Source organism: Bifidobacterium bohemicum DSM 22767 (assembly GCF_000741525.1).
GTDB classification, from domain to species: Bacteria; Actinomycetota; Actinomycetes; order Actinomycetales; family Bifidobacteriaceae; genus Bifidobacterium; species Bifidobacterium bohemicum.
Window position 1 is genome coordinate 1 of the sequence record NZ_JGYP01000002.1, and the last position, 12,866, is coordinate 12,866.

General features: G+C 54.6%; 8 protein-coding genes. All 8 read right to left on the minus strand.

What is annotated here, in order from left to right; genetic code table 11:
• Window positions 1-50: 50 nt before the first annotated feature.
• The 8 genes from BBOH_RS02355 to groL all read right to left on the minus strand — a co-directional run bounded on the left by BBOH_RS02355 (window position 51) and on the right by groL (window position 12,777).
• Complete coding sequence (locus tag BBOH_RS02355) at window positions 51-2,756, minus strand: ATP-dependent Clp protease ATP-binding subunit (RefSeq protein WP_033521196.1); 2,706 nt, start codon at window positions 2,754-2,756, stop codon at window positions 51-53.
• Window positions 2,757-2,887: 131 nt separating this feature from the next.
• Entirely contained in the window at window positions 2,888-4,105 is a 1,218-nt protein-coding gene (locus tag BBOH_RS02360; protein ID WP_074428474.1) for a DUF3027 domain-containing protein, read from the minus strand.
• Window positions 4,106-4,113: 8 nt separating this feature from the next.
• Window positions 4,114-4,503 (minus strand): cold-shock protein, encoded by a 390-nt coding sequence (locus BBOH_RS02365; RefSeq protein WP_033521256.1) that lies wholly within the window; start codon window positions 4,501-4,503, stop codon window positions 4,114-4,116.
• Between the two features lie 75 nt (window positions 4,504-4,578).
• Window positions 4,579-6,402, minus strand: a complete 1,824-nt coding sequence (locus tag BBOH_RS02370) for a sensor histidine kinase (protein ID WP_044098168.1) — start codon at window positions 6,400-6,402, stop codon at window positions 4,579-4,581.
• Window positions 6,399-7,142: a response regulator transcription factor gene (locus tag BBOH_RS02375; protein WP_033521194.1), complete on the minus strand. Its 744-nt coding sequence runs from the start codon at window positions 7,140-7,142 to the stop codon at window positions 6,399-6,401. Before BBOH_RS02375 ends, BBOH_RS02370 begins: the two co-directional genes overlap by 4 nt.
• A gap of 82 nt (window positions 7,143-7,224) precedes the next feature.
• Window positions 7,225-7,968, minus strand: a complete 744-nt coding sequence (locus BBOH_RS02380; protein ID WP_052118159.1) for a TPM domain-containing protein — start codon at window positions 7,966-7,968, stop codon at window positions 7,225-7,227.
• Between the two features lie 599 nt (window positions 7,969-8,567).
• Window positions 8,568-10,796: a BspA family leucine-rich repeat surface protein gene (locus tag BBOH_RS02390; RefSeq protein ID WP_081930288.1), complete on the minus strand. Its 2,229-nt coding sequence runs from the start codon at window positions 10,794-10,796 to the stop codon at window positions 8,568-8,570.
• 352 nt (window positions 10,797-11,148) lie between these two features.
• The gene (gene groL / locus BBOH_RS02395; RefSeq protein ID WP_033521188.1) at window positions 11,149-12,777 is read right to left on the minus strand and encodes a chaperonin GroEL; all 1,629 of its coding nucleotides are present in this window, start codon (window positions 12,775-12,777) and stop codon (window positions 11,149-11,151) included.
• Between the last annotated feature and the right edge of the window lie 89 nt (window positions 12,778-12,866).

The following is a 12,866-nucleotide window of genomic DNA, read 5'->3' on the forward strand; positions in this document are numbered from 1 at the left end:
GGCCTCAGCATAACGGACCTACATCAGGAAGCGGAATTCACCCGCCATTGTCACTCCGTAGGAATGTCAGAATTATCCGCATCTTGGCCGCCGGCATTTTGTGCGGGATCCTCGGCACCTTGATCGGCTTCGGATTCCAATTGTCCCGATTCGCCCGAAGCTGTGTCCGAGGACGCCGATCCGGAGGCTGGCTGCACAGAACCGGACAATGCCACGTCATGAGCATCATCGGAATCGGCGGATACCGTGGCAGTACCTCCATCCGTTGGGAAGGCTTCTTCGAAGGGCTCACCCTTGAAGGTGAACTCACCCAAAATACCCTCACCTTCGGCGTCGACGGTCACCTTCTCGCCGCTGTTAAGCTCCCCCATCAGAATCTTCTCGGAGACGGCGTCCTCGATATCGCGCGTGATGACACGGCGCAACGGACGAGCACCAAGCAACGGGTCAAAGCCCTTTTCGGCGAGAAGATCCTTGGCGGCATCGGTCAGTTGAAGCGACATATGACGCTCGAACAGCCGATTGTTGAGCTGCTTGAGGTCCAAATCGACGATCTGACGCACTTCCGGTTCGGTGAGCTGCCGGAAGACGATGATGTCGTCCAAACGGTTCAGGAACTCCGGCCGGAACTGCTGCTTGAGTTCACTGGTGACCTGCCCCTTCATCCGCTCATAGCTTGTCTCGGTGTCGGTGCCGGAGCTGAAGCCGGTGTTGGCCGCCTTGGCGATATCCTTGGTACCGAGGTTGGTGGTCAGGATGATGATGGTGTTCTTGAAATCCACCTTACGACCCTGACCGTCCGTCAGATGGCCGTCATCCAGAACCTGCAACAGCGTGTTGAAGATATCCGGATGGGCTTTCTCGATCTCATCGAAAAGCACCACGGAGAACGGCTTGCGGCGCACTTTTTCCGTGAGCTCTCCACCCTCTTCGTAACCGACGTACCCCGGAGGGGCTCCGAACAGGCGCGAGGCCGCGAACTTCTCCGAGAACTCGGACATATCCACGCGAATCAGGGCGTCCTCATCGTCAAAGAGGAACTGGGCCAAGGCTTTGGCGAGCTCGGTCTTGCCCACACCGGTCGGACCCGCAAAGATGAAGGAGCCTGCAGGCCGCTTCGGGTCTTTCAAACCAACACGTGTACGACGAATGGAACGGGACAACGCCGAAACGGCTTCATCCTGTCCGATGATGCGCGTATGCAGCTCAGACTCCATACTCAGCAGCTTCTTGGACTCGGCCTGCGTAAGCTTGAAGACGGGAATGCCCGTAGTCGAAGAGACAACCTCGGCAATCGTATCCTCGTCAACGACCATTTTGACATCACTGCCACCCTCGCGCCAGGTCTTCTCCCTTTCGGTGCGCTCGGCTTGCAGCTTATCCTCCTGATCACGCAATTCGGCGGCCTTTTCGAAGTCCTGGTCTTTGATGGCCTTGTCCTTCTGGTCGGAGATCTTGGCGATCTTGACATCCAAATCCTTGAGCTCTGGCGGGGCGGTCAGTCTCTTGATACGCAGCCTCGCTCCGGCCTCATCAATCAGATCAATGGCCTTGTCCGGCAGGTTCCGATCCTGAATGTAACGGGACGAAAGCTCGGCGGCGGCCTGCAACGCTCCGTCCGTAATGGTCACTTTGTGGTGGTTCTCGTAACGGCTGCGCAGACCCTTCAAAATCTCGATGGTGTCGGCGATCGAAGGCTCCTCCACCTGAATCGGTTGGAATCGCCGTTCAAGGGCGGCGTCCTTCTCGATATACTTACGGTACTCCTCTGTGGTGGTGGCGCCGATGGTCTGTAGTTCACCACGTGCAAGCATCGGCTTCAGGATATCGGAAGCGCCAAGCGCTCCGTCAGCGGAGCCCGCACCCACGATATTGTGAATCTCGTCAATGAACAGCACGATATCGCCCCGGGTCTTGATCTCCTTCAAGACCTTTTTGAGACGCTCCTCAAAGTCGCCACGATACCGCGAACCAGCCACCATGGAAGCCAAATCAAGCGAATACACTTGCTTGTCCTTCAAGGTCTCCGGTACGTCACCGGAGTGAATCTTCTGCGCCAAACCCTCGACCACGGCGGTCTTGCCTACACCTGGTTCGCCGATCAGCACCGGGTTGTTTTTGGTACGGCGAGAAAGCACGACCATCACGCGTTGGATTTCCTTGGCCCGCCCGATCACCGGATCAAGCTTGCCATCAGCCGCCTCAGCCGTAAGATTGCGGCCGAACTGGTCGAGGATGGCGGAACCTGACTTGTTGGACTTTTCCTGCACGCCGCCGGCATTGGCCAATTCGCCCTTACCATTGCCGTCACCGTTTGCGGAGTTGCCACGGATAAGGTCGATTGTGGAGCTACGCAGATCACCCAGGTCCACACCCATCTTGATGAGCACTTGCGTGCCGACGCCTTCGCCTTCGCGGATCAGGCCCAAGAGAATGTGCTCGGTGCCGATATAACTGTGTCCCAACTGCAGTGCCTCGCGCAGGCTCAGCTCAAGTACTTGGCGGGCATGAGGCGTAAACGGCTTATGACCGTCGGGGGCAGAGTTGCCTTTGCCGATCATCTCCTCGACCTGTTTACGCGTGTCCTCGAGTGTGACGCCCTTGGCAGCCAGTGCTTTGGCGGCAATGCCTTCACCCTCGCTGATCAAACCAAGCAATAGGTGCTCAGTGCCGATATAATTGTGTTGAAGGGACTTGGCTTCTTCCTGCGCCAATACGATTACGCGTCGGGCACGGTCGGTAAACCGTTCGAACATACTGATCCTTCCATTTAAGATAATCCCCTGTATTCTACCGATTTACAGTGACGTTTATGCCAAACGACAGGCCGATTGCGCTCTGGACGCAACGAGGGCGAACAACCCATGCACTGCCTGAGACAATCCTATCAGCCGTCTGACCTGGACGACAAAGACGATTCGGTCTCGGTCTCGGTCTCAGCATCAAGTTCTGACGATGCTTCAAGCTGAGCCGAATTCTCAATGCCGTCGGCGTTATCAACATCCTCAGTGCCGTTATTATCCTCAGATTCTTCAACATCCTCGGACTGCTCGATGAGCTCGACTGGACCTCGCACTTCGCGCGGACTCTGCTTAATCACATCGATGTTCAAATCATCAAAAGCCGGGTCCGACTGCACCCACAGATGGCTGGGTTCGGGCTGCTCAATCTCTGAATGCTCACCACAACCATGGTCAATCGAGACCACCCTGCCATCGTCCAGGCTCCACCGGTTGGCACACACTCCGAACATCGTTCCAAGCTGACCCTTAAGGCCGATGAAGAAGGCACATGAAGAACACAGATTACCATCGGCGGCCTTGGTGGAAAGGGACTTCGGACCATGCTGGCCTTGATACCAACGTTTTGCGGTCTCTTCGCGACCGATTGCGCTCATGACATGGCAACGCGACAAATCGAACTCGTCCACGGCTGCATTCACGTCCGTTGCCTCGACCTGCTTGGCCGACGCGTCCACATCAACGGCAGCGTCCTGTTCGGCCACCGCCAAGGGTTCCGACGCCCCTTCAGGTTTGACGGTTGAGCCGGTCTCATCAGCTTCGGCTTTATTGGATAGGGAACGTTCACCGGATGCCTCGGCATCGATCAGAGATGCGGATTCATCCGATTGATGATCCTGCGAGGTCCAGGCAGAAGACCGATCCGCCTGAACGACAGGAACGGGCTGCTTCGACCGAACGCCGTTCTCCATCCGTTTGTCGTTAGGATCCGTGCCAATCACGTCCGTCACGGACAAATCGGAGGCGAGCAGTCTGTCCTTCCACGGCACCCAATCTGGAGCCAACAGGGCGTCCTTGGTGGGCACAAGCGACGATTCGTTGACGGTCCAACGTTCTTCGGCCTCATCCCGATACAACGTGACGGCCCACTGCCAGCCTTCATAACCAACCTTCCGACTAACGAAGCGAAAATCACTCACATTGTCGCCAAGGTCGATTATCTCAACAAAGTCACCGACCTCTTGCGGGTCGTCAGCTGACGCCTCGGCCACTGAACGAGCCAGCCGCCTGGGATCCTGCCGAACCTGGAGATCCTTGGTATTCTGCGAATCCTCTTGCAATTGCCCAATTCGAATATCTGCCATGGGTATGATTAATCCTCAACATCGAAATCGTCCGCGACCGCACGTAGCAGAGTCGCCAGTTTTTTACTCTCCGCCCCGCGGGGATAGTGATGGCGGCGCAGTGAATTGCCAGCCGAGTCAAGCAATTTGATCAAATCCTCGACAATGGCCGCCATATCGTCCGGAGCCGGTCTGGTCGCGCGAATGACCGACGGCGCCGGTCCCGGCACAACCACATCCATCGCCTGTGGACCCTTGCGCCCATCAGCGACCGCAAACTGCACCTTCGTGCCCTTACGAAGATTCGAGACGCCCTGAGGCAATGCCGAAGCGGGCAAAAACACATCAGACCCGTCATCTCCAGTCAAAAAACCATAGCCCTTTTTCTGGTCAAACCAACGTACTTTTCCGCTGGGCATCTGCCACCTCACTGCCTCTTCTGCGCCAACCGTCACAAGCACGGTCGAACGCCCCATTACTCCGTAGAACCTATTCTAGTCCAACGGCGAGATGGGAAGAATGACCGTGAGCGTAAGTCCCCCGCCCTCCTGCGTGGTTCCGGCCGCGATGAAGCCATGATGGGCACGCACCACGGACTGTGCAATGGACATACCAAGACCGGTACCGCCTTTCAGGCGCGCACGCGAGGGGTCGGCCGTATAGAACCGTTCAAAGATCTGTGACTGGCGTTCTACCGGCACACCTGGGCCGTGGTCGATGAAGGTGAATACCGCATAGTCCACCCCCGCTTGTGTTGAACGCGCCACCTCCACTGCTTCAAGGAAATGATGCAACGACTGGGATGCCGCAGGCTTACGTTGCAAGGACTGCGGACTGATGGAGGCGGACATCTTTTCAAGACCGACTTCCACCGGCGAATCGGAGGGAGTGTAACGGTGAATGTTGCCAACGATATTGGTGATGACCTGCCGCAGACGCGAGATATCCCCCTTGAGCCTGACCTGGGGCAGGCGCCCATCGACAAACATTAACCGGCCGGGGACTTTGGGATTTTCGGAGCCCGCAATCGCAAGCCTTCCCTGCTGGATCATGCGATTCGGGTCCAGCGCATGCAGATCATCTACGGCATCCTCCAACAGCTGGTCGAGATTCACGTCCTGTGTCAGATCGATGCCACGGCCCTCGTCAAGCCGCGCCAAAGAGAGCAGATCCTCGACCAACAACGTCATGCGTGAACTCGAGGCTTCAATATGCGCGATTGATTCATCGGCACGTTCAAGCGCCCCAGGCAGATCTCGTTGCATCGTATACAATTCGGAATAGCCATGAATCGTCGCCAGCGGCGTGCGTAGCTCATGACTGGCGTCAGAGACAAAACGCTTCATCTTTTCGGTCGTCTCCTCTTGCTCTTGGAAGCTGGATTCTATTCGGGCGAGCATGGAGTTGAGCGACGCGGCCAAAGAACCGACCTCCGTGTTTTCGGGGGCCGGAGGGACACGCTGACTGAGATCCCCCGCGGCAATTTTGGCTGCGGTTTTTTCGATGCGTTTGAGAGGAAGCAGGGTGCGTTGGATAATGAAAGTCGCCACAATGGCGCCCAGCACCACTATGATGATACTGACAAACACCGAATATTGCGTCAGCTTTTGGATCAGGTCGATCTGGTCGCCCATTGACACGCCGATATATACGATCAGTTTGGTGACATTGGTGCCGTCCGGACCGCGTTCCTTGCCTTCGAGGGCCAACACACGCCACGGTGCGTTTGCCATTTCTATCGTGCGTTTGTCGGCGCCGGACGCGTTGGCGACGGTACGCACCTTCGCCGTTGTCGTAAACGGCTCGCCAAGCTTGACGCCATCCATCGAACCACTGGCGGGAAGAACAGGCTCAGAAACGACGCTATTGCGCAATACCGGCACCAGAGGAGTACTGATGATGTGATTGTCGACATCTCGAAATTGCATGAAGTAATCGTTAAAGCCGATGTTCGCTTCGGAGTTATCCCGACTGCTCAGGTAATCGACGTTGCTATATACCAACGGCGCCTGGTCGCGCAGCTGTTCGTCCATCCTGTCAAGCAGGTAATCCCCCACGAGTTGCCGAATGGTCAAGGATATGCCCACGGTGCCGATCATCAGCAATACGATGGTACAAGCCACGAGTTTTGTGGTCAGCGGAACCGCGTCAAGTCCAGCAAGCAACTGTCGTTTCCAGGGGTTGGACCGCCGAACGTCTTTGGTCGAGGAATCATCCCCATGAGACGGTGAAACCCGCACGTATGCTTCAGGTGCACCGTGAGTCTTGCCCGATAGTCGATCCGAGGCCTCGGACTGAGCCTGTTCGCTCCGATTCATTGATCCGAGGCCGTTTTGGGTTCGCGGATCATGTAGCCGATACCGCGCTTTGTTTCAATCAGAGGAATCACCTTGTGCCGCTTACCGTCGTCGCCCATAAACTCGATTCCGTCGATTTTCTTACGAAGATAGGAGATGTAGGATTCGACGATGGCCGCGTCCCCACCCCAGTCATATTGCCAAACATGATCGAGAATCTGTGCCTTCGACAGAACCCGGCCCTCGTTATCCATAAGATACCGTAGGAGTTTATATTCAGTGGGACTGAGTTCTATTGTCTGTCCTGCCCTGGAGACGTCGTGTGAATCCTCGTTGATTTCGAGATCACCGACACGGATGACAGGGTCATCTTCAACCTGTTCCCTGGTTCGACGCAGGATGGCACGAATCCGAGCCACGACCTCCTCCAAGCTGAAAGGTTTCGTGACGTAATCGTCGCCGCCTACGGTCAATCCCATGATCTTGTCCTGTGTATCGTCACGTGCGGTCAAGAAAAGAACCGGGGCGTCGATACCTTCCTGCCGGATACGGCGGGTTACAGTAAATCCGTCGATATCCGGCAACATCACGTCAAGAACGATGAGATCAGGCACCACCTTTTCGATGACTTCTATGGCCTCCGAACCGGAAGCCGCAGTCGACACCTCGAATCCCGCAAAATGCAGGGACGCAACCAAAAGATCACGAATCGAGGGCTCATCGTCCACTACCACAATGGATGCTTCTATTGGTTTTGTCATGGCTCCATTCTCGCTTCATCGTCTGTGTATTTCCTGAACATTCTCTGATTGTCATCAGCACACAACAGTAAGACCAGTACGCTTACTTCCTGCTGCGGTTAACACTGTGGCGGCCACGACCGTTCCTTCGGCTCCTGCTAACGAGCAATCTGCCGGCAATCACCCCGACAAGGAGAATCACGGCCAGACACACTACAATGATGATGATCCGACGGGTAGTCTGCCGTTGATGATGAATCGTCTGAATCTCTTCCATAAATGCAATTGCACAGCCAGGCCAATCCGGGGACTTGTCTTTTTGCAAGGGATTCAAAGCCGCCTGCGACATCTGATCGACGTACTTTTGATTCTGCAGCCATCGATCGGAATTTTCCGATACGGCGACCACCAGTCGACCGTCATTCGAGGCAACGGCAAGCATGACCGTATTAGGGTTGGGTTTGGTCGACTGAAGCACGTCAGCAACCCACCGATCCGGATTCTTCGCACCCTCGAAACTGGCTAGAAATAGCAGACGGACATGCACACCCGTCTGCTGGTAGGTAGAGGATATCTCATCACTTATCCTCCCGGATTGCCCCCCCAGCACATTCTGAGTGTCGGTTACGCTCCCATTGGTCATATTCCCATAGGCGGAAGCGGCATAGGCGGGCCGGTCAGGCGGCACAATAAAAGCTAGCAATAGTATAAAAAGTATGATAAACAAGCCAATAACCTTGTTTATTCCACGCCCCCTGGAGGACACACGGCAAAGTTCTACGAGCTTCTGCGTTTCCAGTCCAAATCGCGATTCCAACGACTTGTCGTTGTCATAATGTGTGAGCATCACATCATCCTTCATTCATCTACATGAACAAAACCCAGTCTACCGCCAAACCACACCGGGAGCACCAATGCGCACGATTCCTCCAACCGACGCCCTCGAGGCCTTTGTGAATGCCAACGATAAGCAATGATTGTACATACAACTGCATTCACCGGACATCACCGTCAGCAATGCAAGGCTGTCCACGGACAGGCTAATCCGGAACGGTTTGCAGATTTTCGCACACAAATCAAACAACCAAACCACAAGCGCAGGCCGGGTTCGGCATGCGCAAACGATCAAACCAAATCCCAGCTGAGCCGGATTCATCGTTGGCGGCAAGACATGCATGAATATTCACATCAACTTTGACATCATTACGCGTCAAGAATGATCAGGAACGACCAACAGTCCACAAAAGACCAACCATCGGCAATGAGAATCACACGAACCGAGTTCGCACAACCAAATCTCATCAACCTTGATCTTGCGTATGGAACGCTGTTGGACATGGACGCTACGGATGAATTCCTCATGAACGACAATGGTCGTTGTCGGAGGTTTGACCCCGACAACGACCATTGCTTTATGAATGGACGGGAATCATCCTTGGCCCGATCTCACCTCTGAATCGGTGACGAGCGGTGATGAACATTGATATCATTGGCCTTCCCGAAGTCACTGACCGCCGGGTTCCGATTACGACGATATATGACGTATGTCGTTTCCAGAGCGGCAGCGATTACCACAACCAAAAGAAGGAGGTACGATAACGGTGCCATACTACGATTGATGGCTGAAGCACTATCTACGGCAACGGTTTTTTCACTGGAGCATGGACTATATATCGGTTCAATCCGCCCTCTTGCGATGTCCGGGTCGGCACTGAAATCAGAAATCACACTGTCATTGCCAACAGTAACCCAAGCGGCGCAATGATTAGAACCGTTGCTGCCCTCATTCTTCGAGCCACCCTTAACATCATGGGAATCAACGGCTAAATCAGACGGAGTCGCCATACCCTCTTGAGTATTTGCGGCACTGGAAGACATTCTCATCGAATGGCGACCAGCAGCGATGCCGTTTGCGGGCGCCGCAATGCTCACGGACATCGGGGAGAAGACCCTGAACCGAATGTTGTTTCCATCGTTCGCAGACCCACTTTGTGTTTGCACCTGTTGATTGGTACCGGTTTTAGCGGACGATGCCTCACTTTTCGAGGTTCCGTTTGCTTTATGGGAATCGGTCGCTTTACCGGAAGCAGCAGATTTACCCGAGCTACTCGCCTTACTGGAATCGGTAGATTTTGCGGAATCAGTCGATTTACCAGAATCATCGGTTGCGGCAGCTTTATGTTTCATACTTACCGTAATTACTCGGTCAGTGGAACCGACCCGGCCAGACAATTCGGCGCCAGAGCACTTATCGAGAACATCCGTTGAAGGGTTAGAAATGCAACCAACGAATTCCCAGCCCTCGCCTGGAGTGACTGTGAAAGAGTTTTCAGCAGCATTAGCGTCTATGACGCCCTGCTTACTGAACTTGTAGGCCGGCAATCCCTGCACAGCAATAATGCCGGGGGAAATCGCGCGACCCGTATCAGCATCGATGTACTCGAAACTCACCATGGCAGCAGCCTTCTCATAGGTGACGTTTTCTGTACGCGACGCCTTTGAAGAATCAAACAAATCGTTGATATTCTTAGTCATATACTGCTTTAGAGGAGTAACTTGATGCCAAGTTCCAGGCATATTCGCCAACTGCGCAGAGTCAAGGTACGTCTTAGAACCCAAAGTCAAGGAAGAAACGCCCTGTAATCCGCCATCTGCGATTTGCGTGACGTTCTTGCCACTAAAGTTCCAATTCGAAAGATCCAAAGCACCGTTAACCGTCGAGTACACGAACATCTGATACATGTTGACTGCGGGGTTCATATATTCACCCCAGCCGCTCAGATTCAGGGCGCCAGAGAACTGACCATACGCAAACATATCGCCCATATCAGCGACGTTACGGGTGTCCCAACCACTCAAATTGACTGCACCTGAAGCATGTACCCCTAGGAACATGCACGACATGGTCGTCACTTTGCCTGTATTCCAAGAACTCAAATTCAATGAATTAATTGACACGTCGTCTACAAAAACTTTAGACATATCGACGACGTTACCAGTCTTCCAGTTATCCATGCCGGATATGGTCGCAAGTTTCGGATCACGGGCAAACGCTTCGGACAAAGTATTCAACTCGGAGACGTCGATATTCTCCAAACCAGTCACCTGCACCAACTGATCCATGTAACCCAACGCGAATCTGTCGCTCGAGGCCAAAGTGATAGGCTGATCGACGGAAATCGCCACGATCCTCTTCATGTAACCGGTCGGTCCATCACCATAATTTGTGCTGATCAGACCTTCCTTACCGCTGACGTGCCCTACGAGACCAACGCCGGGTTGATCAGCAACACACCAGCCTTGACCGGAAGCGACCGCGGTTACCCCGGCGCATACACCTGTCGCCGAAGCCGAATCCCCTTGGGATGAAATACGGGAACCGGAATCAGAGCCAGACTCCGAAGCTTGAGTCTGCTTTTTGCCCGCAGTAGACTTGGCGTTGACATCGCTTGACGACGGTCCAAAGTCACCGTTTTTTGCCTGGTTTTTGACGCCTGTCGAACCTAAATCACCGCTTGTCGAATTCTTTACCAAAGTGTTGTCTGGATTAGTTGAGTTTCCCTCGTCCGCAGAGGCTGGAATCGATGCAAGCAAACCTGCCAGCAACGCCAGAGCTCCGACAGAGGCTAAAGCAGTGCAGGAATAACGCCACTTCTTTGATTGACAGCGTATCATTGACCCATCCTTCCTAGTTTCTTACATTGTAGCATTTGCCAGGAACCAATGTCCCACATGCATTGCTACTAGTGGCGAAATAAACTTAATGAACAACCACCAGCAACTATTGTTGCCCGCCTGACCGATTTGAGTTGCAAATGGCGCACGCACCTTCCATTTTCCGAGACATTCCCTGAGGGCACAACGATATGTATCCCATGGACGGCTTAGCCACTCGCCGACGCCATGCCTCCTCTATCCGCCGAAATCTCATAAAAAACGTTGTCGACACATTCAAAGGAACGAATCGACAACGTTTTATAGACTTACGGCACGTACAGCACCGTTGTTATCAGCTATCAGCTAATGATCAGTAGCCCATATCAGCGCTCTGGCCAGCACCAGCCGCAGCCGGCGGCTCAGGCTTGTTGGCCACAACTGCTTCCGTCGTCAAGAACAGGCCGGCGATGGAGGCAGCGTTCTGCAGTGCGGAACGAGTCACCTTCAGCGGATCGGCCACACCTGCGGCCAACAAATCCTCATACTCATTGGTGGCGGCGTTGAAGCCCTGCCCATCAGGGAGCTCACGAACCTTGTTGAACACGACGTCTCCCGAAACACCGGAGTTCTCGGCAATCTGCTTGATCGGAGCCTCGACGGCGCGGAAGACGATGGCCGCGCCAGTGGCTTCCTCACCCGACAAAGCCTTGACGGCTTCAGAGTCCTCGGCCTTCTTCGCTGCCTGAACGAGCGCCACGCCACCTCCAGGCAACAGACCCTCCTCAATGGCGGCCTTGGCGTTACGCACTGCGTCTTCAATGCGGTGCTTGCGCTCCTTGGCCTCGACCTCGGTCGCGGCACCTACCTTGATGACGGCGACACCACCGGCCAACTTGGCCAAGCGCTCCTGCAGCTTCTCGCGATCATAGTCGGAATCAGTGTTGTCGATCTCGGCACGAATCTGAGACACCCGTGCATCCACGTCTTCCTTGGATCCGCCACCGGAAACGATGGTGGTCTCTTCCTTGGAAACGATGACCTTCTTAGCGGTGCCGAGCACCGACTGATCGACGGAGTTGAGCTTGAGACCCAAGTCATCGGAAACGACCTGTGCACCAGTCAGAATCGCGATATCCTGCAGCATGGCCTTGCGACGGTCGCCGAAACCTGGAGCCTTGACGGCGCAGGAGTTGAAGGTGCCACGAATCTTGTTGAGAATCAGTGTGGGCAGAGCCTCGCCATCGACATCCTCAGCGATAATCAGCAGCGGCTTGCCGGTCTTCATCACAAGTTCGGCAATGTGAACCACGTCCTCCTGGCTGGACAGCTTGCCGCTGGTCAACAGGATGTACGGATCGTCAAGCACGGCGGTCTGCTCATCGTTGTTGGTCACGAAGTACGGGGAAATGTAACCCTTGTCGAAGCGCATGCCTTCGGTGAAATCAAGATCAAGACCGAAACGGTTGTTGTCCTCGACTGTCACAACACCATCCTGACCAACCTTGTCAAGCGCCTCGGCGATCTTCTCGCCAATCTCAGGATCCGCAGCGGAAATCGTTGCAGTCGCCGCAATCTGATCCTTGGTTTCGACGTCCTTGGCGACCTTGACCAACTCGTCCACCACTGCTTGCGAAGCCTTCTCGATGCCACGACGCAGCGCGATCGGGTTGGAGCCCGCAACCACGTTCTTCAAACCTTCATGCACCAAAGACTGGGCGAGCACGGTTGCGGTTGTGGTACCATCACCTGCCACATCATCCGTCTTCTTCGCCACTTCCTTGACCAGTTCCGCGCCGATACGCTCGTAGGGATCCTCAAGATCGATTTCCTTGGCGATGGAAACACCATCATTGGTGATGGTGGGGGCGCCGTACGACTTATCAAGCACCACATTACGACCCTTGGGGCCAAGCGTGACCTTGACGGTGTTGGCGAGCTCATCGAGCCCTGCGAGCATTCCTTGACGAGCTTCCTCGTCGTATGCAATCATCTTTGCCATTGTTCCTCCACATATGGCTCTACGACTATTATCCTGTGACTCACGACCCAAGCGGAACCGGCCGTCAGCTGCAGGTTATCACTCTCAGG